Annotated in this window: 19 protein-coding genes; 13 read left to right on the top strand and 6 right to left on the bottom strand. The window is 70.5% G+C overall.

Features of this window, described 5'->3' with window-relative positions; translation table 11 throughout:
* Positions 1-2: 2 nt before the first annotated feature.
* Positions 3-1,604 carry an Asp-tRNA(Asn)/Glu-tRNA(Gln) amidotransferase subunit GatA gene (gene gatA / locus FS770_RS02350; RefSeq protein ID WP_144942020.1) on the top strand — a complete coding sequence of 534 codons (1,602 nt, stop codon included), beginning with the start codon at positions 3-5 and terminating at the stop codon, positions 1,602-1,604.
* Positions 1,604-3,109: an Asp-tRNA(Asn)/Glu-tRNA(Gln) amidotransferase subunit GatB gene (gatB, locus tag FS770_RS02345; protein ID WP_145009613.1), complete on the top strand. Its 1,506-nt coding sequence runs from the start codon at positions 1,604-1,606 to the stop codon at positions 3,107-3,109. The genes gatA and gatB overlap by 1 nt, the downstream gene beginning before the upstream one ends.
* A 61-nt stretch (positions 3,110-3,170) precedes the next feature.
* Here the strand turns inward: gatB and FS770_RS02340 are convergent, their stop codons facing one another.
* A complete protein-coding gene (locus FS770_RS02340; protein ID WP_186366666.1) occupies positions 3,171-4,559 on the bottom strand; it encodes a CapA family protein in 1,389 nt (462 codons plus the stop codon).
* A gap of 145 nt (positions 4,560-4,704) precedes the next feature.
* Between FS770_RS02340 and FS770_RS02335 the strand changes: the two genes are divergently transcribed.
* A complete protein-coding gene (locus FS770_RS02335; protein ID WP_144942024.1) occupies positions 4,705-5,556 on the top strand; it encodes a hypothetical protein in 852 nt (283 codons plus the stop codon).
* Between the two features lie 126 nt (positions 5,557-5,682).
* Here FS770_RS02335 and FS770_RS02330 read toward each other — a convergent pair whose 3' ends face one another.
* The 3 genes from FS770_RS02330 to FS770_RS02320 all read right to left on the bottom strand — a co-directional run bounded on the left by FS770_RS02330 (position 5,683) and on the right by FS770_RS02320 (position 7,345).
* On the bottom strand, positions 5,683-5,961 hold the full coding sequence (locus FS770_RS02330) for a DUF1540 domain-containing protein (protein ID WP_055086042.1): 279 nt from the start codon (positions 5,959-5,961) through the stop codon (positions 5,683-5,685).
* Between the two features lie 342 nt (positions 5,962-6,303).
* Entirely contained in the window at positions 6,304-6,603 is a 300-nt protein-coding gene (locus FS770_RS02325; RefSeq protein ID WP_145009610.1) for an AzlD domain-containing protein, read from the bottom strand.
* A 1-nt stretch (position 6,604) separates the two neighbouring features.
* A complete protein-coding gene (locus FS770_RS02320) occupies positions 6,605-7,345 on the bottom strand; it encodes an AzlC family ABC transporter permease (protein ID WP_145009608.1) in 741 nt (246 codons plus the stop codon).
* A gap of 141 nt (positions 7,346-7,486) precedes the next feature.
* On the opposite strand from FS770_RS02320, the gene FS770_RS02315 reads away from it, so the two are divergent.
* From FS770_RS02315 to FS770_RS02285, 7 genes are all read left to right on the top strand, one after another.
* Positions 7,487-9,541, top strand: a complete 2,055-nt coding sequence (locus FS770_RS02315; protein WP_145009605.1) for a S9 family peptidase — start codon at positions 7,487-7,489, stop codon at positions 9,539-9,541.
* A 240-nt stretch (positions 9,542-9,781) separates the two neighbouring features.
* Positions 9,782-11,689, top strand: coding sequence for a translational GTPase TypA (gene typA / locus FS770_RS02310; protein WP_144942035.1), 1,908 nt, complete (start codon positions 9,782-9,784; stop codon positions 11,687-11,689).
* A gap of 2 nt (positions 11,690-11,691) precedes the next feature.
* Entirely contained in the window at positions 11,692-12,597 is a 906-nt protein-coding gene (locus FS770_RS02305) for a PIG-L family deacetylase (protein WP_145009602.1), read from the top strand.
* Entirely contained in the window at positions 12,594-13,124 is a 531-nt protein-coding gene (locus FS770_RS02300) for a hypothetical protein (RefSeq protein ID WP_244944700.1), read from the top strand. Before FS770_RS02305 ends, FS770_RS02300 begins: the two co-directional genes overlap by 4 nt.
* A gap of 62 nt (positions 13,125-13,186) precedes the next feature.
* On the top strand, positions 13,187-13,510 hold the full coding sequence (gene fdxA, locus FS770_RS02295; RefSeq protein ID WP_055086032.1) for a ferredoxin: 324 nt from the start codon (positions 13,187-13,189) through the stop codon (positions 13,508-13,510).
* Between the two features lie 4 nt (positions 13,511-13,514).
* Positions 13,515-14,660 carry a succinyldiaminopimelate transaminase gene (gene dapC, locus FS770_RS02290; protein ID WP_145009599.1) on the top strand — a complete coding sequence of 382 codons (1,146 nt, stop codon included), beginning with the start codon at positions 13,515-13,517 and terminating at the stop codon, positions 14,658-14,660.
* A 175-nt stretch (positions 14,661-14,835) separates the two neighbouring features.
* Positions 14,836-16,137 (top strand): citrate synthase, encoded by a 1,302-nt coding sequence (locus FS770_RS02285; protein ID WP_145009596.1) that lies wholly within the window; start codon positions 14,836-14,838, stop codon positions 16,135-16,137.
* Positions 16,138-16,337: 200 nt separating this feature from the next.
* Here FS770_RS02285 and galE read toward each other — a convergent pair whose 3' ends face one another.
* Together galE and dapD are read right to left on the bottom strand one after the other, a co-directional pair.
* The gene (galE, locus tag FS770_RS02280) at positions 16,338-17,354 is read right to left on the bottom strand and encodes a UDP-glucose 4-epimerase GalE (RefSeq protein ID WP_144942043.1); all 1,017 of its coding nucleotides are present in this window, start codon (positions 17,352-17,354) and stop codon (positions 16,338-16,340) included.
* An 88-nt stretch (positions 17,355-17,442) separates the two neighbouring features.
* Positions 17,443-18,417, bottom strand: coding sequence for a 2,3,4,5-tetrahydropyridine-2,6-dicarboxylate N-succinyltransferase (dapD, locus tag FS770_RS02275; protein WP_145009593.1), 975 nt, complete (start codon positions 18,415-18,417; stop codon positions 17,443-17,445).
* A gap of 149 nt (positions 18,418-18,566) precedes the next feature.
* On the opposite strand from dapD, the gene dapE reads away from it, so the two are divergent.
* The 3 genes from dapE (at position 18,567) to FS770_RS02260 (ending at position 21,817) form a co-directional block, all read left to right on the top strand.
* The gene (dapE, locus tag FS770_RS02270; RefSeq protein ID WP_244944699.1) at positions 18,567-19,673 is read left to right on the top strand and encodes a succinyl-diaminopimelate desuccinylase; all 1,107 of its coding nucleotides are present in this window, start codon (positions 18,567-18,569) and stop codon (positions 19,671-19,673) included.
* 66 nt (positions 19,674-19,739) lie between these two features.
* Positions 19,740-20,546 (top strand): LOG family protein, encoded by an 807-nt coding sequence (locus tag FS770_RS02265; RefSeq protein ID WP_144942047.1) that lies wholly within the window; start codon positions 19,740-19,742, stop codon positions 20,544-20,546.
* Positions 20,543-21,817: a hypothetical protein gene (locus tag FS770_RS02260; protein ID WP_144942049.1), complete on the top strand. Its 1,275-nt coding sequence runs from the start codon at positions 20,543-20,545 to the stop codon at positions 21,815-21,817. Before FS770_RS02265 ends, FS770_RS02260 begins: the two co-directional genes overlap by 4 nt.
* The last annotated feature ends 9 nt before the right edge of the window (positions 21,818-21,826 follow it).

Below are 21,826 nucleotides of genomic sequence, written 5' to 3'. Positions count from 1 at the left end.
GCATGAGCGAGTCGATCATTGAACTCTCCGCCGCTGAGCTCGCGGCGAAGCTGGCCTCCGGCGAGGTCGCCTCGGTGGACGCCGTGCAGGCGCACCTGGACCACATCGAGGCCACGGACGGCACCGCGCTGGACGCGCAGGACCGCTCCCGCGGTACGGACGGGCTCAACGCCTTCCTGCACCGCAACACCGAGGAGGCGCTGCGGGTGGCGCGCGAGGTGGACGAGGCCCGCGCGAACGGTGAGGAGCTTCCCGAGCTCGCGGGCGTGCCGGTGGCCGTCAAGGACCTCATCGTCACGAAGGGCCAGCCCACCACGGCGGCCTCCCGCATGCTCGAGGGCTTCATGAGCCCGTACGACGGCACCGTCACCCGCAAACTGCGCGCCGCGCGGATGCCGATCCTCGGCAAGACCAACCTGGACGAGTTCGCCATGGGCTCCTCCACGGAGCACTCCGCCTTTGGCCCCACTCGCAACCCGTGGGATCTCACCAAGATCCCGGGCGGCTCCGGTGGCGGTTCCGCCGCGGCGGTCTCCGCGTTCCAGACCCCGCTGGCCCTCGGCACGGACACCGGCGGCTCCATCCGCCAGCCGGCCGCCGTGACCGGCACCGTGGGCGTGAAGCCCACCTACGGCTCGGTCTCGCGCTACGGCGTGATCGCCATGGCGTCCTCGCTGGACCAGGTGGGCCCGTGCTCGCGCACCGTGCTCGACGCCGCTCTGCTGCACGAGGTCGTGGGCGGCCACGACCCCGCAGACTCCACCTCCCTGCCAGACCCGGTGGGCGGCTACGCTCAGGCCGCGCGCACCGGCGCCGCAGACGGCGGGCTCAAGGGCCTGCGCGTGGGCGTGGTCAAGCAGCTCACCGGTGACGGCTTCCAGGCCGGCGTGCAGCAGCGCTTTGAGGAGTCCCTCGAATTGCTGCGCCGGGCCGGTGCGGAGATCGTGGAGGTGGAGACCCCCAACTTCGAGTACGCGCTGGGCGCCTACTACCTGATCATGTCCTCGGAGGTCTCTTCCAACCTCGCCAAGTACGACGGCGTGCGCTTCGGTCTGCGCGTCACGCCCGAGGGCACGCCCACCATCGAGAAGGTCATGGGCGCCTCGCGCGCCGCGGGCTTCGGCGACGAGGTCAAGCGCCGCATCATCCTGGGCACGTACGCGCTGTCCGCCGGGTATTACGACGCCTACTACGGCTCGGCGCAGCAGGTGCGCACCCTGGTGCAGCGCGACTTCGCCGCGGCGTTCGAGAAGGCCGACGTGCTGATCTCGCCCACTGCACCCACCACAGCGTTCGACATCGGCGGCGTGGACGAGTCCGCGGACCCCATGCAGATGTACCTCAACGACATCGCCACGATCCCCACCAACCTGGCCGGGATCCCCGCGCTCTCGCTGCCCGGTGGGCTGGCGCCCGAGGACGGGCTGCCCGTGGGCATCCAGTTCATGGCACCGGCACGCGAGGACGCCCGCGTCTACCGCGCGGGGGCAGGCCTGGAGCGGCTGCTCGCAGAGAAGTGGGGCGGGCCACTGTGGCAGCACCGCGGCGACGTCGCCGGCACCGTTCATGATTTCGCGGCCACCGCCGCGCAGGGAGGCAAGTGATGAGCCAGGACGTGCTGTCCTTCGAGGAAGCCCTCGAGCGCTTCGACCCCGTGCTGGGGTTCGAGGTGCACGTGGAACTGAACACGAAGACCAAGATGTTCGACGCCGCCCCCAACACCTTCGGGGACGAGCCCAACACCAACATCACACCGGTGTCTCTGGGCCTGCCCGGGGTGCTTCCCGTGGTCAACGGCAAGGCCGTGGAGTCCGCGATCAAGCTGGGCCTCGCGCTGAACTGCTCGATCGCCGAGAAGTGCCACTTCGCCCGGAAGAACTACTTCTACCCGGACACGCCCAAGAACTTCCAGACCTCCCAGTTCGACGAGCCCATCGCGTACGAGGGCTACCTGGACCTGGAGCTGGAGGACGGCACGGAGTTCCGGGTGGAGATTGAGCGCGCCCACATGGAGGAGGACGCCGGGAAGCTGACGCACATGGGCGGTGACGCCGGGCGCATCCAGAACGCCCAGTACTCCCTGGTGGACTACAACCGCGCCGGCGTGCCCCTGATCGAGATCGTCACCAAGCCCATCGAGGGTGCGGGGGAGCGGGCGCCGGAACTGGCCCGCGCCTACGTGGCCGCGATCCGCGAGATCGTGAAGAACCTCGGCATCTCGGACGCCCGCATGGAGCGCGGCAACGTGCGCTGCGACGCGAACGTGTCCCTGATGCCCAAGGGCGCCACGCAGTTCGGTACGCGCTCGGAGACGAAGAACGTGAACTCGCTGCGCGCCGTGGAGCGCACCGTGCGCTACGAGATCCAGCGCCACGCCGCCGTGCTCGCCGCGGGGGAGAAGGTCACGCAGGAGACCCGCTTCTGGCACGAGGACACCCGCTCCACCACGGCCGGGCGACCGAAGTCGGACGCGGACGACTACCGCTACTTCCCCGAGCCGGACCTGGTCCCGGTGGTCACCACCGCGGACTGGATCGAGGAGATCCGCACCACTCTGCCGGAGCCGCCGTCCGAGCGCCGCAAGCGTCTGAAGGCGGACTGGGGCTACTCGGACGAGGAGTTTCGCGACGTCGTCAACGCCGGCGTGATGGATGAGATCGAGCGGACCATCGCCGCGGGTGCCTCCGCCGCCACGGCCCGCAAGTGGTGGATGGGTGAGATCGCCCGTCTGGCCAAGCAGCGCGAGGTCGAGATCGCGGAGCTGCCCGTCGCCGCGGAGCACGTGGTGGAGCTGAACCAGCTCATCGAGGGCGGCAAGATCAACGACAAGCTTGCCAAGAAGGTCCTGGGCTTCGTCGTCGACGGCGAGGGCACGCCGGGAGAGATCGTCGAGGCCCGCGGCCTCGCGGTGGTCTCCGACGACGGCGCGCTGAGCACCGCCGTGGACGACGCCATGGCCCAGATGCCGGACGTCGTCGAGAAGATCAGGGGCGGCAAGGTGCAGGCCGTGGGCGCGCTGATCGGACCCGTCATGAAGGCCACGCGCGGTCAGGCGGACGCCGGGCGCGTGCGCCAGATCATCCTGGAGAAGCTCGGCATGCAGGGCTGATCCGCACTCTTCGCACGAGTGGTCGCTGAGGGCCGGTCCGGAAACGATCCCGGACCGGCCCTCAGTCCTTCCGGTCCTCGCTGAGCTTCCACTCGTGCAGCCCGTGCTCCCGCGCGGAGTCCGTGGTCACGATCCCCGCGATGCGCTCGCGGATGGCGGCGTCCTCCGCCTCCGAGCGGCAGACCCCCGAGGGGGCGTCCGACGCCACGGGGCACCACGCGTAGGCCCCGCCCTGCGTGTTGGAGCTCGGGACCCAGGCGAGATCGCTCACGCGCCAGTCGCCGTCGCCCGAGCGCGCGAACTGGAAGCGCGCCGTAATGCCCTGATTGTTCGTCTCGTTCACGGGCGGGGCGGTCTCGGTGACGTTGTTGCCCACCCCGTAGACGATCCACGTGTCGCGGTAGTTCTCGATCGGCTGGACGCTGTGCGAACCGTGGCCGTACACGGCGTCGAACACACCGGAGTCCGCCAGGGCGTGGGCGGTCGTCCGCTGGTACTCGTCCGCGGTGTCCGTGTACTCGAGGATCGAGTGCATCGCGGCCACCACCACGTCCGCGCCCTCTTCCCGGGCCTTGCGGGCCTGCGCGACGGCGTGCGCCACGTCCTCGCGCGCCGCCTGCTCCCCGACGGCCGGGTCCGCCCCGTCACGCAGCCGGTCCACGCGCCAGGGTTGGTCCGCGGTCTTCTCGTTGAGGCTGTTCGTGCCCGTGACCACGGCGAGCTTCCCGGTGGGGGTGTCCACGATCATCGGCTCCTCGGAGTCCGCCTCGGTGGCGTACGAGCCCGTGTGCTGCAGACCGGCGTCGTCGAGGGCCCGCAGGGTGCGCTCCACGCCCTCGGTCCCCTGGTCGATCGAGTGGTTGCTCGCGGAGGTGCAGGCGTCGTAGCCCGCGCCCTTCGCCGCCGCGAAGATCTCGGGTGGCACGTTGAACTCGGGGTACGCGGAGTACGGCCCGCCGCTCGGGGCCACGGGAGTCTCGGCCTGGCACACGGCCACATCCGCGTTCTCCAGGTACGGCTTCTGCTGGGCCAGCAGGGGAGCGAAGTCGAAGTTCGCGCCGCCGGTCTGGGCCGGGTCCGCGGCGAACCGGCTCCACAGGCCCTCGTGCAGCAGCAGGTCGCCGCTGACCGCGAGGCTCAGGCACGTGTCCTCGGGGCACGCCGGGCCCTTGCCGGGTTCGGTCCGGTGGGACCCCGTCGAGTCCGTGGAAGCGGCTGCGGACCGGTCGGGTGCGGTGCCTTCGCCTTCCGCACCGGCCGAGCCGCCGGAGGACGACGACGACGCCGCGGCGTCGCCTCCCGCCCGCTCGCCGCCCGCGTCCCCGCCACCGGTCGGCGAACCGCAGCCGGTGGTGACCAGCAGCGTCGCCGCCGCGACCGCCACGGGCAGACGCCCGCGCAGGCGTGAGCGGTGGTCGGGGGTCCTGGCGGTCGTCGGCAGGGGAGTCATGCCCCGATGCTAGCGCCGGGTGAGGCACGCCACCATGACGATTTAGGACACGGCCGTGTGACCGAATTGCCGTCAGAACTTCCAGATCGCCGGTTCAGAGGTTAGGCTTTCCTAAGTTTTGCAGTCGAGATGAGCGGGGACGATCGTGGGTCGGTCGAACAACCAGGTGCGCGGTGGCCGCGCGAGCGTCGAGGAGCGGGCGGTCTCTCTCGCCCACCGGATGCTCGCCGGCTCGGGCCAGGCGAGCGTCGTGGCGTACCGGCTGGACGAGCAGCCCGTGCTGAACTCCGTGGCCCACGGCTTCACCCGCCGGGGGGAGCTCGTGGTCGCGGCGGTCGTGGACCCCGCAGAGGTGGGCGAGGAGCTCGGTGTCACGGGGGAGCCCCTGGAGGTCCGCGTGGACATCACCAAGGTTGCGCCCGAGCCCAACGTCCGCATCGTGGCGGCCAGCGCGCACCTCCTCGCGTCCCTCGAGTGGCTGCACCCCCTGGATGCCGAGCTGCTCGCGGGCACCGGGGAGCTCCCGGAAATCGTGGCCGCGGTGGCGGCCGCACCCAACGGCCGCCTGGGCGTTCTCGACGTCGCCCGCGTGGTCCTCCACGACGGCGCCGGTGTCACGCCGCTGACGTTCGGCCAGCTCCTGGACCACCGCCACGGCGCCGTCGGAGACCCCGCCGAGGCCGTGGTGAACACGGAGGCCGCCGGTCTGGACGTGGTCACGGGCGTGGACCGCACGGACCTCGCGGTCATGTGCGACGCGGCGGAGCAGGGGTGGATGACCGCCCACATGCTCACCCAGAAGCCCTCGCTGAGCGGCTGCGCCCACACCACCAACAAGGACTTCGTGGTGGACGTGGACCTGACCGGGGTCACGGTGCTGCGCCACGGTGCGCAGCTCACGAGCGTCTACTTCATCCCGTTCGAGCAGGGCAGAACCTCACCGGCGGAACTGACCAACAACATCAGGACCCTGCTGGGAGCCCACGCCGCCGCGTGAGCCGCGGCGCATAACGAGCACGAACACGACGAAGGACCGCGGGGGTGTCCCGCGGTCCTTCGTCATGGGTGAGGTCGTGCGACCGAAGTGGCCGGCAGGGTGTCCCCGCCGGCCTGCTGCGAGGGGTCAGGCCGCCTCGTAGCTGCTGCAGTTGGCATCCGCGGTGACCTCGATGGAGGACGCGGTGCACAGCAGGTCCTTGTTGTGCTTGCACTCAAGACGCTGGCAGGCACCCACCTGGCCGTTGGCCGTGGGCAGGCCGCCGCGGGCGTCCAGCGAGATGAAGGTGGTGCAGGAGGCCTCGGAGCCCTGGCCGCCCACGGTGATGGCGGGGGCCTTGCAGCCGTTGTCGTTGAAGGCGCAGCCGGTGGCGGTGCAGGCGGACACAGCGGTGAGAGTAGCCATGAAATTCTCCTCGGTTGGTGTGGTGCTCTGTGCAACAAATGACGTTGGAACCAGATTAAAACCCTTTTCCGAAGCCGTCTAGCAAGTTCAACCTTACAACAGACGGGTATTTCCTAATTGCCGCCGCGCGGTTAGCGGTCAGCACAGGAATACCTCACCGGATTAAGAAAACATTCTGTTTCCTAATGTCCGCCCGGCGGTACGAGAGCGCCGGGCGCCCCTCCCATGCCGCGCCGTTGCGGGGGTGGGAGGGCACTGGAGTTGGCCGCGCGGCTCTGGTGGAGCGGGCCCCGCGGGGGCCCGGAACGGCGTCGTCGTCCCCGGGGGGCCCGGAAAGTCCCGTCAGAAGAGCAGGCCCGAGAGGGAATATACGAGAAATCCTGCCACGAATCCCACGAGGAAATTCTTCGTCCCCAGTTTCACCAGCACGGAGACCGCCGCCGCGAGCAGCAGGCGGCCGAGCTGGGCGCCGGAGTCCGCCTCGAGCAGCGTGTAGACCACCAGGATCAGCATCAGCCCCGCGGGCAGCAGCGCCGCGAACTCCTGGAGGTCCTCCCGGTCCCGGTAGCGGTGCGCGACCAGCACCGGGACGAAGCGCAGCGAGAACGTCACGGCGGCGCACACAATGATGGCGGGGATCATCTCAGACCGTCCCTTCGGCTGCCGTCGCGGAACCGTGCCCACGGCGGCCCGAGGAACGGCCCGGCCGGGATCCCGCGAACCGGACCAGCAGGACGCACAGCAGGGCGTAGCAGAGCATGGCCCCCAGCAGGAACAGCGAGCGGGGCAGCAGCAGCCCCACGCCGATCGAGACACCCGCTGCGGCGAGGATCGCGACTCGGCGCGAGGCCCCTGCCAGGGCGTCCACGAACAGCAGGGAGAACAGGCCGGTCAGGGCGAAGTCGAACCCGTCGAACGAGTCCGGCACCAGCCCACCCGCAAACGCACCCACCGCGGCTCCGAAGACCCAGTAGAAGTGGGAGACGCCCTGGACCAGCAGTAGCTCGCGCTGCGTGGTGGGGTGCACGCCGCTGCTGATGAGCGCGTAGGCCTCGTCCGTGAGGGCGTAGGGGCCGTACACCTTGGCGAACGGCGAGTGCAGCAGGTGGGAGGGGTAGGAGAAGCCGTAGAAGATGTGACGGCTGTTGACCAGCAGAGTAGTCACGACGATCTGCGCGAGACCCACGCTCGCCGCCACCAGACCCACGAGCAGGAACTCGATGGAGCCGGCGAAGACCACGAGCGCCGTGAGCGGCGCGAGGTACGGGGCGAAACCCAGGGAGACGCTGTATGCGCCGAAGGCCATTCCCAGGGGCAGATAACCCATGGCCACGGGCACCGTGACCCGCAGCGCCCAGGCGAGGCTGCCCTTCTCCGTGTTCATGGGGCCACTCCTGGCTCTCGGGACTGACGGTGTGCGGGGGCCGCCCGGTGGCCCGGTGGCCCGGTGGCCCGGGCCACCGTAGCGCGCGGACGCCGCGGCGTGGACCGCGGGCGTCACACGGGCGCCTGTAATCTACGACACATGACCTCCCGCTACGCGCACCCCGAGCAGCTCGTGACCACCCCGCGGATTGCAGGACTGGCGGCTCACCGCAACGGGCCGGTGGTGGTCCTGCGCCAGGAGCCCGCTCCGGACGGCAAGCGCTTCGTGAAGCACGCGTGGTCCGTGCTCCGCGACGGCGCGCCCGTGCAGCTGACCCACGACGAGAACGGGGTGCAGGAGGTGCGCCCCACGGGTTCCGGGGCCGTGTACTTCACCTCCGAGCGTCCGGTGCCCGGTGAGGACGCCAAGCGCACCCGGCTGTGGCTGCTCCCCGGGCACGGTGAGGCCCGTCCCGTGCTGGACGCCCCGAACGGGATCTCGAACCTGCAGCTGGGCGGGGGGCGCGTGTTCTTCGTCTCCGGCCTGCACCCCGGGGCCCGGGGCGCGGCGGACGAATTCGCCCGCAACCGGGAGATCCACGACCGTCGCGAGGAGACCGGAGTGAGCGCCGTTCTCTACGACCATGCACCCATCCGGTACTGGGACCACGACCTCCCGGCCGCGCAGGACGCCCTGTGGTTCCTCGACCCCTCGGGCCGGGTGCGACGTGTCGAGCTGCCCACGGGACGGTTCCTCGACTACTCCGTGGCCCCGGACGGGACGTGGCTGCTGGCGACCATCGGCACCCTGCTGCCCCGCGGGGTGCAGCGCTCGCAGCTGTGGCGGGTCCCGGTCTCCGGCGACGACGTTGCGGACCCCGACGGCGTGGCACCCCCCGGTCCGCAGCTGCTGCACGACTCCGCCGAGGCCGAGTCCTGGGACTGCGGCGAGGTCAGCCCGGACGGCACGCGCGTGCTGCTGACGCGGGAGCGGCTGTGGCGCGACGGTGTCAACATGGCGCTGTCCCTGTGGGTGCACGACGTCGCGACGGGCGCCGAGACCGAAGTGGTTCCCGCGGACGAGCACTGGGCCCACGAGGGGCGCTGGATCGACGACGAGTCCTTCGTGTGCACCGCGGACCACAAGGGGCGTGGCATCGTGCTGCGCGTCCACTGCCCGCGGGACGGGCAGCCGCGAGTGGTCGTCGAGGCGGGCGGGGACGGTCAGGACTGGACGTACTCGTCGGTCCAGCCGGCCGGTGACGACCTCGTGGGACTGCGCGCGAGCTACGCGCACCCGGCGGAACTCGTGCGGTGGCCCGTCGGTGCGGGGGCGGTGGCCGAGGGGAAGGGCGTGGCGGCGTCGTCGAACGGCCTCGCGGAACCGGAGACCGTGGGCGGTCTGGTCCCCGAGGACACCGTCCCCGGGCACCTCGAGGAGGTCACCACCACCGCGGCGGACGGCACGGAGATCCGCGCGTGGCTCGCCCTGCCCGTCGACGAGCACACCGGGCCGCACCCGCTCCTCGTGTTCGTCCACGGCGGGCCGTGGGGATCCAGCAACCAGTGGAGCTGGCGGTGGAACCCGTGGCCGTTCGTGGCACGCGGCTACGCGGTGCTGCTGCCCGATCCCGCGATCTCCACGGGCTACGGGCAGTCGATGATCGAACGCGGTCAGCAGCAGCTCGGGGGTGCGCCCTTCGACGACGTCATGGCCCCCACGGAGGCGGCCACGGCCCGGGCGGACGTGGACCCCGCACGGCAGGCGCTGCTGGGCGGCTCCTACGGCGGGTACATGGCCAACTGGGTGGCCACGCACACCGAGGACCGGTTCCGGTGCATCGTCACGCACGCCTCCCTGTGGAACCTCGACTCGATGGGCGCCACCACGGACAACACGGTCTGGCGCGAGGCCCTGGAGCCCGCGCAGGCCGCGGTGTACTCGCCGCACCGCTTCGTGGAGCGCATCCGCGTGCCGCTGCTCGTGATCCACGGGGACAAGGACTACCGCGTGCCCATCGCGCAGGGGCTGGAGCTGTGGTCGGACCTGCAGCTGCGCACCACCGTGGCCGGCCACCGGTTCCTGTACTACCCGGACGAGGGGCACTGGATCCTCAAGCCCGCCAACGCGCGCACCTGGTACGAGACGGTGCTCGCGTTCCTGGCCGAGCACGTGCTGGACGAGGACTGGACGCGCCCCGAGCTGCTCGGCTGAGCCGGACGGGCACGACGGCGCGGCCCGGGTGGCGCGGTGGTGCGGCGCGGGCGCGACGTCGCGGCATGCGCTGGCCCGACGGCGCGGCCCGGGTGGGCGGCCCCGGGAACCCGGGGTGCGGCGTCGTCGTCGGCGCGTGACGGCGGAGAGATCCATCACGTGTGCGCGGGAGGGTGCGCGCGGGGGAGTAGAATCACCAGGAATCCCCTCTGCCTCTATCTTGCGAAGAGAGACTTGTGTATGTCTGAAAACACCGCCCAGCGCGCCGATCTGCGCAACGTGGCCATCGTGGCCCACGTTGACCACGGCAAGACCACCATCGTGGACGCCATGCTCCAGCAGACGCACGCGTTCTCCAGCCACGGGGAGGTCGAGGAGCGCGTCATGGACTCCGGGGACCTGGAGCGCGAGAAGGGCATCACGATCCTCGCGAAGAACACCACGGTGTTCTACGACGGCCCCGCCGCGAACGGCGAGACCATCACCATCAACGTGATCGACACCCCCGGCCACGCGGACTTCGGCGGGGAGGTGGAGCGCGGGCTGTCCATGGTGGACGGTGTGGTGCTGCTCGTGGACGCGTCCGAGGGCCCGCTGCCTCAGACCCGCTTCGTGCTGCGCAAGGCCCTCGAGGCCAAGCTGCCCGTGATCGTGGTCGTGAACAAGGTGGACCGTCCGGACGCCCGGATCGAAGAGGTCGTCTCGGACACCATGGACCTGCTGCTGGGCCTGGCCTCCGACATCGCGGAGGACCACCCGGACCTGGACCTGGACGCCGTGCTGGACGTCCCCGTGGTCTACGCCTCCGGCAAGGCCGGCCGTGCCTCCACGGACCAGCCCGCGGACGGCGAGCTGCCGGAGAACGAGGACCTCGAGCCGCTGTTCAAGACGATCATCGAGCACATCCCGGCGCCGTCCTACAACCCCGAGGGAGTGCTGCAGGCCCACGTGACCAACCTGGACGCCTCGCCGTTCCTGGGCCGTCTCGCCCTGCTGCGCATCTTCAACGGCACCCTGAAGAAGGGCCAGACCGTGGCCTGGGCGCGGCACGACGGCACCCTGAAGAGCGTGCGGATCTCCGAGCTGCTCGCCACCAAGGGCCTGGACCGCGTCCCCGCCGAGAGCGCCGGACCCGGTGAGATCGTGGCCGTGGCAGGCATCGAGGACATTACAATCGGCGAGACGCTCACGGACCTGGAGAACCCGGCTCCGCTGCCGCTGATCACCGTGGACGACCCCGCGATCTCCATGACCATCGGCATCAACACCTCCCCGCTGGCCGGGCGCGTCAAGGGCGCGAAGGTCACTGCACGCCAGGTCAAGGACCGCCTGGACAAGGAGCTGATCGGCAACGTCTCCCTGAAGATCCTCCCCACGCAGCGTCCGGACGCGTGGGAGGTCCAGGGCCGCGGTGAGCTCGCGCTGGCCATTCTGGTGGAGCAGATGCGCCGCGAGGGCTTCGAGCTCACGGCGGGCAAGCCCCAGGTCGTCACCAAGACCGTTGACGGCAAGGTGCACGAGCCGTACGAGCACATGACCATCGACGTCCCCGAGGAGTACCTCGGCGCGGTCACGCAGCTGATGGCCGGGCGCAAGGGCCGCATGGAGGGCATGAGCAACCACGGCACCGGCTGGGTGCGCATGGAGTTCAAGGTTCCCTCGCGCGGTCTGATCGGCTTCCGCACCAGGTTCCTCACGGACACCCGCGGTGCTGGCATCGCCTCCTCCTACGCGGACGGCTACGAGCCGTGGGCCGGTGACATCGAGTACCGCACGAACGGCTCCATGGTGGCGGACCGCGCCGGCGTGGTGACGCCCTTCGCCATGATCAACCTGCAGGAGCGCGGCTCGTTCTTCGTGGAGCCCACCTCGGAGGTCTACGAGGGCATGATCGTGGGCGAGAACTCGCGCGCGGACGACATGGACGTGAACATCACCAAGGAGAAGAAGCTCACCAACATGCGTGCGGCCTCCTCCGAGACGTTCGAGAACCTGACCCCGCCGCGCAAGCTCACGCTCGAGGAGTGCCTCGAGTTCGCCCGCGAGGACGAGTGCGTGGAGGTCACCCCGGAGGCCATCCGCATCCGCAAGGTCGTGCTGGACGCCAACGAGCGCCTGAAGGTCGCACGCGCCCGGGCCCGCGCCTGATCGTGGTCGACCCGAAGTACCCGGGCGGGGGACACGCCACCGCGGGCGCAGTGGACTCGCTGCTGCCCGAGGGCGTGGACCCCGCCCGGGCGCGTCTGCTCTTCGTGCACGCGCACCCGGACGACGAGGCCGTGAACACCTCGGCCACGATGGGCCACTACAGCGCCCTGGGGGCCGAGACGGTGCTACTCACCATGACCCGTGGTGAGCGCGGCGAGGTCATCCCGCCCGCACTCCGGTACCTGGAGGTGGGTCAGCCGGGCTGCCCGGACACGGACGGCACCGCCCTGGGGCTGTACCGGATCGCGGAGCTCGACGCCGCCGCGCGCGCCATGGGTCTCGCGGACCGGTTCTACGCGGGGGAGCCCCCGGCGCAGGACCCGCGCGTGGGATTCGCGAACGGCGCGGGGAAGTACGTGGACTCCGGCATGAGCTGGGGTCCAGACGGCTACGCCCAGCCGGCCCTCGACGTCTCGCCCGCCGCCCTGACGGCGGCGGATCCTGAGGAGACGGCCGCGCACGTGGCTGCCGCGATCCGGGCGTTGCGCCCGCACGCCGTGGTCACCTACGCGGACGACGGCGGCTACGGCCACCCGGACCATGTGGCAGCCCACCGGGTCACCCAGCGCGCGGTCGAGATCGCGGCGTCTGCACCGGACGCCGCGGACGCCGTCTGGGACGTCCCCCTCTTCTGGGGCATCGAGAGCCAGGTGGACCCCGCCGACCCCCGGCTGCAGGCCGCGATCCACGGGGAGCTTGCCGTGAAGCGAGCCGCCATGGCGGCCCACGCCACGCAGATCGTGCTCGCGGAAGACCCGGAGGACCGCAGCTACACGATGTCCAACGGGGTGCCGCAACGCATCAACACCACCGAGACGTACCGGCTGCTGCGGCGGGCGGGCGCATGAGCACCTCCTCGCCGCAGCGCCGCGAGGCCCCGTGGGCGTCCCCCGAGGGCCAGAGATCGTACGAGACACCGGCGATGGACGAGCTGTCGGCGCCGGACGAGGAACGGACGACAGACGGGCCACGGGCGTCGGACGAGCGCCCCGGCGCAGCGTCGTCGGCCCTGACCTCCGTGCTCACCGGCGTGCTCGTGGGAGCGGTGGCCACCGCGATGCACGGTGGGATCTGGTACCTGGACGGGTGGTGGCTGCCGTGGGGGCTCGTGTTCTCCGGTGCTCTGCTGCTGTGCGCGGGTCTGTGGTGCGGCACCTCCACCCGCAGGGTCTGGGCCGCCGCGGTGCCCGGCCTGGCCACGTACCTGATCGCCTGGGCCACGGCCTACCTCCGGCAGGGTTCGGCGCTCGTGGTCACCCAGTGGAGCGCGCCCATCGGCGTGGTGGGCATTGCGTGGTTCGTGGTGGTCTTTCTGGCCGTGATGGCCTCGGTGATTGTTACGGGACGTTGGCTGGCCCGCCGGTGCACGCGGTAGCGTCAAAGGCCCGTCGCTAGAATGGTCGAAGTTTTGGGAACAGAAGGAAAGGTCCAACAACCGTGACTTACGTGATCGCTCAGCCCTGCGTGGACGTCAAGGACAAGGCGTGCGTGGAGGAGTGCCCCGTGGACTGCATCTACGAGGGTGAGCGCAGCCTGTACATCCACCCGGACGAGTGCGTGGACTGTGGTGCGTGCGAGCCGGTGTGCCCCGTGGAGGCGATCTACTACGAGGACGACACACCGGACGAGTGGGCCGACTACTACAAGGCCAATGTGGAGTTCTTCGACGACCTCGGGTCTCCGGGCGGAGCCGCGAAGCTCGGCAACACCCACAAGGACCACCCCCTGATCGAGGCGCTGCCTCCGCAGAACCAGGACTGAACCGGTGGATGAGCGCCGCGGCTTCGGCCTGGACCTGCCCGACTATCCCTGGAACGCGCTGGCTCCGTACCGTCGTCTCGCCGAGGAGCACCCGGGCGGTGTCGTGGACCTGTCCATCGGCACGCCGGTGGACCCCACGCCGCTCGTGGTCCAGGACGCCCTGGCCGCCGCCGCGGACGCACCCGGGTACCCGACGACGCACGGTACCGCCGCGTTGCGCGAGGCCGTGGCCGCGTGGTATGCCGAGCGGCGCAACGTTCCCGGGCTGGATCCCGATGCCGTGATGCCCACCGTGGGCTCCAAGGAGCTCGTCGCGTGGTTGCCGCTGCTACTGGGGCTGGGCCCCGGGGACGTCGTCGTGCGGCCCGTGGTGGCCTACCCCACCTACGACATCGGGGCCCGGCTCGCTGGCGCCGAGGCCGTGGCCGCGGACTCCCTGGACGAGCTGGACCCGGCCGTGCGCGAGCGCGTACGCATGGTGTGGGTCAACTCCCCGGGCAATCCCACCGGCATCGTGCGGGACGTCGAGTCCCTGCGCACCCTGGTAGACCAGGCCCGCGCCCAGGGTGCCGTGGTGGTCTCGGACGAGTGCTACGCGGAGCTCGGCTGGGGCGCGTGGGACCCGTCGGAGGGCGGCGAACCCGTTCCGTCCGTACTGGACCCGCGCGTGAGCGGCGGGGACATGTCCTTGCTGTTCAGCGCGTACTCGCTGTCCAAGCAGTCGAACCTCGCCGGCTACCGCGCTGCGTTCCTCGCCGGTGACCCGGCGCTGATGCCGTCATTGATCAACTCCCGCAAGCACGCCGGGATGATCGTGGCGTACCCCGTGCAGGAGGCCATGCGCGTGGCCCTGGGGGACACCGTCCACGTGGCCGCGCAGAAGGCGCTCTACCGGGCCCGCCGCGCGGCGCTGAGGCCCGCGGTCGAGGCCTTCGGGCTGCGCGTCGAGCACTCGGAGGCCGGTCTCTACCTGTGGAGCACCGCGGGGGAGGACACATGGACCACCGTGGAGCGCTTCGCCCGCCTGGGCATCGTGGTGGGGCCGGGAACCTTCTACGGGGACGCCGGCGACGGCTTCGTCCGGCTGTCCCTCACGGCGTCGGACGAGCGCATGGCCGCCGCGGTGGAACGGCTCCGCACCGGGCGCTGAATGCACCTCCCGCGGGGCGGGAAAGTGGAATCGGGATCACACCAACGGGTAAGTTGGTGCCGGATCAATCTGTGTTCCCACCCGGCCCGCGTGCATGTCACCCGCCACGACGGTGTGGCGGACAGGGCCGCGAACAGGTCGCGGGACACCCCAGTCGAATTGCGAAGGACTCACCATGACAGAGGCCAAGAAGTCCACCGACAAGGTGGAGCTGAACTACGAGAAGGGCAAGTCCCTCGAGCTCCCCGTGCTGGAGGTGACCGAGGGCAACAAGGGCTACGGCGTGGGCTCCCTGCTCAAGGAGACCGGCAACGTCAGCTTCGACCCCGGGTTCGTGAACACCGCGAACACGCGCTCCACGGTGACCTACATCGACGGTGCCCAGGGCATCCTGCGCTACCGCGGCTACCCCATCGAGGAGCTTGCGGAGCACTCCAACTTCCTGGAGACCGCCTACCTGCTGATCTACGGCGAGCTTCCCACGCGTGAGCAGTACGAGGACTTCCAGCACCGCATCACCACGCACACCATGGTGCACGAGGACATCAAGATGTTCTTCAACGGCTTCCCCCGCTCCGCGCACCCCATGCCCGTGCTGTCCTCGGCCGTGTCCGCGCTGTCCACCTTCTACTCGGACTCCCTGGACCCGTTCAACAAGGAGCACGTGGAGATCTCCACCATCCGCCTGCTCGCCAAGGTCCCCACTCTGGCCGCGTACGCGTACAAGAAGTCCGTGGGCGAGCCGCAGCTGTACCCCCACAACAACCTCAACTACGCGGAGAACTTCCTGCGCATGTGCTTCGGTGTGCCCGCCGAGGACTACGAGGTGGACCCGGTGGTCGCCAAGACCCTGGACATCCTGTTCATGCTGCACGCGGACCACGAGCAGAACTGCTCCACCTCCACGGTGCGCCTGGTGGGTTCCTCCCACGCCAACATGTTCGCGTCCGTCTCCGCGGGCATCAACGCCCTCTACGGCCCGCTGCACGGCGGTGCCAATGAGGCCGTGCTTGCCATGCTGGACCAGATCCAGAACCGTGGGCTCTCCGCGGACGAGTTCATGGAGAAGGTCAAGAACAAGGAGGACGGCGTCCGCCTCATGGGGTTCGGGCACCGTGTCTACAAGAACTACGATCCCCGTGCCCGCATCATCAAGGGCTACGCGCACGACGTCCTGGCCAAGATGGGCGGCAACAACGAGCTGCTGGACCTGGCCATCGGCCTGGAGGAGAAGGCCCTCGCGGACGACTACTTCGTGGAGCGCAAGCTCTACCCGAACGTGGACTTCTACACGGGTTTGATCTACAAGGCCATGGGCTTCCCGGAGAAGATGTTCACCGTGCTCTTCGCGATCGGCCGCCTGCCCGGCTGGATCGCGCAGTGGCGCGAGATGATCGAGGACCCCGAGACCAAGATCGGCCGTCCCCGCCAGCTCTACGTGGGCGAGGGTGAGCGCCACTACCCCACGACCAACTGACCGCTCCCCACACGACGCCGCCGCCCCGGTCACCTTCTCGGTGACCGGGGCGGCGTTCTCATGGGGCTTCGGCTGCGGCATCCCACCGCAGTACCGTGGTTGGGGCGGCCGGGGCTGCCCCAACGGCGATGGCGCTTCGGAACCAGCCCGGTTGAGCGGGCCCGGCGGCACCAGCCGAGGGACCAGCTCCGGGAGAGGGCTCAGCCCTCGTAGCCGTTGGGGTTGTTCTTCTGCCAGTTCCAGTGGTCGCGGCACATGGTGTCCATGTCGCGGTCCGCGGACCAGCCCAGCTCCGCCAGGGCGGAGGCGGGATCGGCGTAGGACACGGCGGCGTCGCCGGGGCGGCGCGGGGCGATCTCGTAGGGGATCTCGCGCCCGGAGGCCTTCTCGAACGCCTCGCGCACCTCCAGGACGGAGTAGCCGCGGCCGGTGCCCAGGTTCCACACGTGCACCCCGGGGTCCTCGCTGATCCGGTCCAGGGCCTTGAGGTGGCCGTCCGCGAGGTCCACCACGTGGATGTAGTCGCGCACGCCCGTGCCGTCCGGGGTGGGGTAGTCACCTCCGAAGACCATGAGCTTCTCGCGCCGTCCCACCGCCACCTGGGCCACGAAGGGCATGAGGTTGTTGGGGATGCCGGAGGGGTCCTCGCCGATCCGCCCGGACTCGTGCGCGCCCACGGGGTTGAAGTAGCGCAGCAGCGCCACGGACCAGCGCTCGTCCGCCGCGGCGAGGTCCGAGAGCATGTCCTCGATGTGCTCCTTGGTGCGCCCGTAGGGGTTCTGGGCATCCATCTCGAGCTTCTCCGTGAGCGGCATGGTCTCGGGGGCGCCGTAGACCGTGGCCGAGGAGGAGAAGACGATGGAGCGACACTCGTTCTCATCCATGGCCCACAGCAAATTCACGGTGCCACTGACGTTGTTCGTGTAGTACCACAGGGGCTTCTGCGCGGATTCCCCCACGGCCTTCAAGCCCGCGAAGTGGATCACGGCGTCCGGGCGGTGCTCGCGGAACACGCGGTCCAGGCCGGGGCGGTCCAGCAGGTCCACCTGCTCGAACGCGGTGACGTCCCGTCCGGCGAGTTCCGCCACGCGCTCCAGCGAGGTCCGCGAGGAGTTGGAGAGGTTGTCCAGCACCACGACGTCGTGCCCCGCCTCGAGCAGCGCCAGGACCGTGTGCGAGCCGATGTATCCGGTTCCCCCGGTGACAAGAATCTTCATGGACTCCACCCTATCCAGTGGGCCCCGGGAAACGGGTGTGGCCGGCGTCGCCAGAGGGCGGCGCCGGCCACGAACCGGGCGACGGGACTCAGTTGGCGTGCAGCACCGAGTTCAGCTTCACGGAGCCGCCGCTGCGGGGCAGGGCCTCCACTGCGCCGGTGGTGGAGTTGCGGCGGAACAGCAGGTTGTCGAGGCCCGAGAGCTCGGACGCCTTGACCACGCGGGGCTCCGCGGCGGCGTCGTCGAGCAGAGAGACCCGCGTGCCAGCGGTGACGTAGAGCCCGGCCTCCACCACGCAGTCGTTGCCGAGGGAGATCCCCACGCCGGCGTTGGCGCCCAGCAGGCACCGCTCGCCCAGGGTGATGCGCTGCTTGCCGCCGCCGGAGAGCGTGCCCATGATGGACGCGCCGCCACCGATGTCCGTGTGGTCGTGGACCACCACGCCGGCGGAGATCCTGCCCTCGACCATGGCCGCGCCGAGTGTGCCCGCGTTGAAGTTCACGAAGCCCTCGTGCATCACGGTGGTGCCCTCGCCCAGGTGGGCGCCCAGGCGCACGCGGTCCGCGTCCCCGATGCGCACACCGGAGGGGACCACATAGTCCACCATGCGGGGGAACTTGTCCACGGAGAAGACCGTCACGGGCCCTCCCGAGCGCAGGGCCAGCAGGGAGCGCGTGAGCTCCTCCGCGAGCACCGGCCCGCGGCTGGTCCAGGCCACGTTGGTCAGCAGACCGAAGAGACCGTCCAGGTTGAGGGTGTTCGGCCGCGCCAGGCGGTGGGAGAGCAGGTGCAGCCGCAGGTAGGCGTCGGCGGTGTCCTGCGGGGCGTCGTCCAGGTTGATGACAGTGGTCACGATCTCGGAGCGCACGTTGCGGTCCGGGTCCGTGGTGGCGGCCACACGCAGGTCTGCCTCGTAGCTCGTGTCGGGGTTGGCGCGCAGGGCGGGTGCGGGGTAGAAGACGTCCAGGACGGTCCCCGCGCGCTCGCCGGAGTCCACCACGGTGGCCAGGCCCACCGCGGAGGCCGTGCGGGAATTCTCGGTGCTCTCGCTCGTTGAAGTCATGGTCCCATCCTAGGGGGAGCGCCGGCACGCACAGGCGACGACGACGCGGCGTCCCCGCTGGTGGGACGGGCCCGGCCCGTTGATGCGAGGGCCACGCTCAGCCGAGTGGCCCGGCGCTGGAGGCCGTTGCGGTGACTATGCTGGCAGCCATGGCAGCCGATCAGCAGACCCCCGTACTCGACCTCACCACGGACCCCGCGGACCTCACGGCGGCGCTCGTGGACGTGGAGTCCGTCTCGGACCACGAGACGCCCCTCGCGGACGCCGTGGAGGCGGCGCTGCGGGCGCTGCCGCACCTGAGTGTGCACCGGGACGGTGACACCGTGGTGGCCCGCACGGACCTGGGACGGGCCGAGCGCGTAATCCTCGCCGGACACCTGGACACCGTGCCCCTGCCCTCCGTGGAGGGGGCGCTGGGCACCGTGCCGTCCGTGCGGCGTCGTGAGGGGGAGCGGGACGTGATCTACGGTCGCGGCACCACGGACATGAAGGGCGGCGTGGCCGTGCAGCTCGTGCTCGCGCAGCAGCTGCGGGAGCCGAACCGGGACGTGAGCTACGTGTTCTACGACCACGAGGAGGTTTCCAGTGACGCCAGCGGCCTGGGGCGCGTGATGCGCAACGCACCGGAGCTGCTCGAGGCGGATTTTGCGGTGCTGCTCGAACCCACCAACGGCACCGTGGAGGGCGGCTGCAACGGAACCATGCGCTTCCGCATCACCACCCACGGAAAGGCGTCCCACTCGGGGCGCTCGTGGATCGGGGAGAACGCGATCCACAAGCTGGCGGAGGTGCTGGCCACCCTGGCGGGCTACGAGCCGAAGACCGTGGGCGTGGAGGGACTCGACTACCGCGAGGGCCTCAACGCCATCCGCGTCGGTGGGGGAGTGGCGGGCAATGTCATCCCGGACACCGCGTGGGTGGAGATCAACTACCGCTTCGCCCCGGACAAGACCCTGGAGCAGGCGCAGCAGCATGTGCGCGAGGTCTTCGAGGGCTACGAGATCGAGTGGCAGGACCTCTCCCCGGCGGCGCGCCCTGGTCTGGACCGCCCCGCCGCCGCCCAGTTCGTGGCGGCGGTGGGCCAGGAGCCCCAGCCCAAGTACGGATGGACGGACGTAGCCCGCTTCTCCGAGCAGGGGGTCCCTGCCGTGAACTTCGGACCCGGGGACGCGCTGCTCGCCCACACGGACCACGAGCACGTGCACGCCGACGCCGTCCGCGAGTGCCACCGCGCGCTCCTCTCCTGGCTCTCCTGAGACCAGACGCGCCCCGCCTCGGGGGCGCACGGCGAGCGTGCAGAGCGGGACAGTAGCCTGTCCTGCATGCACACTGCCGAGTCATTGAACGAGCACACCATGCCCCCGGAGCGCCACAAGGGCCCGGTGGTGCTGCGCCGCGAGCAGCTGCGCCGCAGCACCTCCGACGAACGGCTGCTGGACCAGCGCCCCGCCCCGCCGGAGGACTTCACCCGCACAGATCCGTGGCGCGTGCTGCGCATCCAGGCGGAGTTCGTGGAGGGCTTCGACGCCCTCGCCCACCTGGGACCGGCGGTAGCCGTGTTCGGTTCCGCGCGAACCGCACCCGAGCACCCCGAGTACGAGCAGGCCCGAGAGCTCGGGCGCGCGCTCGGGGAGGCGGGGTACGCCGTCGTGACCGGGGGCGGGCCCGGCGTCATGGAGGCCGCCAACCGCGGCGCCGTGGACGCCGGCGCGAAGTCCGTGGGTATCGGCATCGAGCTGCCCCACGAGCAGCACCTGAACGAATGGGTGGACCTGGGGATCAACTTCCGCTACTTCTTCGCCCGCAAGACCATGTTCGTGAAGTACAGCCAGGGCTTCGTGGTGCTGCCCGGGGGCTTCGGCACCCTGGACGAGCTCTTCGAGGCGCTGACGCTGGTGCAGACGGGCAAGATCACGCGCTTCCCCGTGATCCTGCTCGGCACCGAGTACTGGGGTCCGCTCGTGGACTGGATCACCAGCACGCTCGTGGCCAGCGGCAAGGTCGCCGAGGGGGACCTGGACCTGCTGCGCGTGACCGACAGCGTGAGCGAGGCCGTGGCCGTGCTGACCGAGGTCCACGCGGGCTCCGAGTCCCTGCCCGACGACGCCGCGCCCGGTTTCGGGGCATGAGCCGGGCGGCACTCGATCCGGCCGCCCGCGCTACCCCGTCCGACTGCACCGCACGGGTGCGGCACGCCCTCGCGCGGTGCCCGTGGTGGCTCGCGGTGGTGCTGGTCTACGGCCTCTCGCGGTTGTGGGGCTGGGTGGTGTTCGCCACGATCGGCGGGCAGCAGGGCCCGGGGCCGTGGGGCGACGGCGCCCTGGGCTACCTGGACTTCGTGAACACCTGGGACGCGGACTGGTACCACCGGATCTTCAACGAGGGGTACCCCTCCACGCTTCCGGTGGACACCCTCGGCACGGTGGTGGAGAACCAGTGGGCCTTCTACCCGGTGTATCCGCTGCTCGTGCGGGGCATCACCGGACTCACGGGCACCGGGTGGGCAGGCACCGCGGCCACCGTGTCCCTGGTGGCCGGATTCGGGGCGGCCCTGGTGCTGTACCGGCTGTTCTGCAGCGCACCCGTGATGACGCAGCCGCGCACGGCGGGCGGGGTCTCCCGGCCCGCGCTGTGGGCTGTGGCTGTCTTTGCCTTCAACCCTGTGGCGCCCGTGCTGCAGACCCCCTATGCAGAGTCCCTGAGCATGCTCTTCCTGTGCGGCGCGATCCTGTGCGTGGTCCGCGAGCGGCCCGTGTGGGCGGTGGTGCTCATTGCGGCGCAGGCTCTGACACGGCCAACTGGGGTGGCGCTCGCTGCAGCCCTGGGCGTCTGGTGGCTGTGGCGCAGCGTGCGGGACGTCCGCGAGCGGCGTCGGCCCTGGTACCGTTGCGCGGATCGCTGGCTGGCCGTGGCCCTGTGTGCGTGCGTTGCCGCGCTCGCGTGGCCGGCCGTCGCGTGGGCGGTGACCGGGGAACCGGACGCGTACACCGCGACGGAGGCCGCGTGGCGGGGCAGCGGAGTGGTGGTTCCGGTCGTGCCCTGGTTCCACGAGGCGGCGACCTTGTTCGGCCCGGTCGGGGGCCTGGTGGCCCCGGTGGTCCTCATGGTGGTTGCGGTGCTGCTGCTGCGGTCCGCACCGGTCAAGCGCTCACTGCCGTTCTTCGTGCGCGTGTGGCTCGCCGCGTACGGGATCTATCTGCTGCTCGTGCTCAACCCACAGACCTCCACGTTCCGGCTGCTGCTGCCATGGGCCCCCGCCGCGGCCGCCCTGGTGCACGTGAGCGACTCGCGGGCCTACCGCGTGCTGCTGGTGATCACGGGCGCTGTGCTGCAGTTCGTGTGGGTCGGGTGGCTGTGGCACTGGAAGCAGCTGCCCGGCGGAGGCGACTACCCGCCGTGACGGCCGTTC

Origin of the sequence: Kocuria salsicia, assembly GCF_007681555.1 — a bacterium.
In the GTDB taxonomy this organism is placed as follows: domain Bacteria; phylum Actinomycetota; class Actinomycetes; order Actinomycetales; family Micrococcaceae; genus Kocuria; species Kocuria salsicia.
Note: the sequence above shows the minus strand (reverse complement) of the source record. Positions and strands in the feature narration are given on the sequence as shown.

What these genes read in the sequence shown, in the direction of transcription:
- gatA (WP_144942020.1), top strand. Translation starts at nt 3, where the DNA reads ATGAGCGAGTCGATCATTGAACTCTCCGCCGCTGAGCTCGCGGCGAAG.
- gatB (WP_145009613.1), top strand. Translation starts at nt 1,604, where the DNA reads ATGAGCCAGGACGTGCTGTCCTTCGAGGAAGCCCTCGAGCGCTTCGAC.
- FS770_RS02340 (WP_186366666.1), bottom strand. Translation starts at nt 4,559, where the DNA reads ATGACTCCCCTGCCGACGACCGCCAGGACCCCCGACCACCGCTCACGC.
- FS770_RS02330 (WP_055086042.1), bottom strand. Translation starts at nt 5,961, where the DNA reads ATGGCTACTCTCACCGCTGTGTCCGCCTGCACCGCCACCGGCTGCGCC.
- FS770_RS02325 (WP_145009610.1), bottom strand. Translation starts at nt 6,603, where the DNA reads ATGATCCCCGCCATCATTGTGTGCGCCGCCGTGACGTTCTCGCTGCGC.
- FS770_RS02320 (WP_145009608.1), bottom strand. Translation starts at nt 7,345, where the DNA reads ATGAACACGGAGAAGGGCAGCCTCGCCTGGGCGCTGCGGGTCACGGTG.
- FS770_RS02315 (WP_145009605.1), top strand. Translation starts at nt 7,487, where the DNA reads ATGACCTCCCGCTACGCGCACCCCGAGCAGCTCGTGACCACCCCGCGG.
- typA (WP_144942035.1), top strand. Translation starts at nt 9,782, where the DNA reads ATGTCTGAAAACACCGCCCAGCGCGCCGATCTGCGCAACGTGGCCATC.
- FS770_RS02300 (WP_244944700.1), top strand. Translation starts at nt 12,594, where the DNA reads ATGAGCACCTCCTCGCCGCAGCGCCGCGAGGCCCCGTGGGCGTCCCCC.
- FS770_RS02285 (WP_145009596.1), top strand. Translation starts at nt 14,836, where the DNA reads ATGACAGAGGCCAAGAAGTCCACCGACAAGGTGGAGCTGAACTACGAG.
- galE (WP_144942043.1), bottom strand. Translation starts at nt 17,354, where the DNA reads ATGAAGATTCTTGTCACCGGGGGAACCGGATACATCGGCTCGCACACG.
- dapD (WP_145009593.1), bottom strand. Translation starts at nt 18,417, where the DNA reads ATGACTTCAACGAGCGAGAGCACCGAGAATTCCCGCACGGCCTCCGCG.
- dapE (WP_244944699.1), top strand. Translation starts at nt 18,567, where the DNA reads ATGGCAGCCGATCAGCAGACCCCCGTACTCGACCTCACCACGGACCCC.
- FS770_RS02265 (WP_144942047.1), top strand. Translation starts at nt 19,740, where the DNA reads ATGCACACTGCCGAGTCATTGAACGAGCACACCATGCCCCCGGAGCGC.
- FS770_RS02260 (WP_144942049.1), top strand. Translation starts at nt 20,543, where the DNA reads ATGAGCCGGGCGGCACTCGATCCGGCCGCCCGCGCTACCCCGTCCGAC.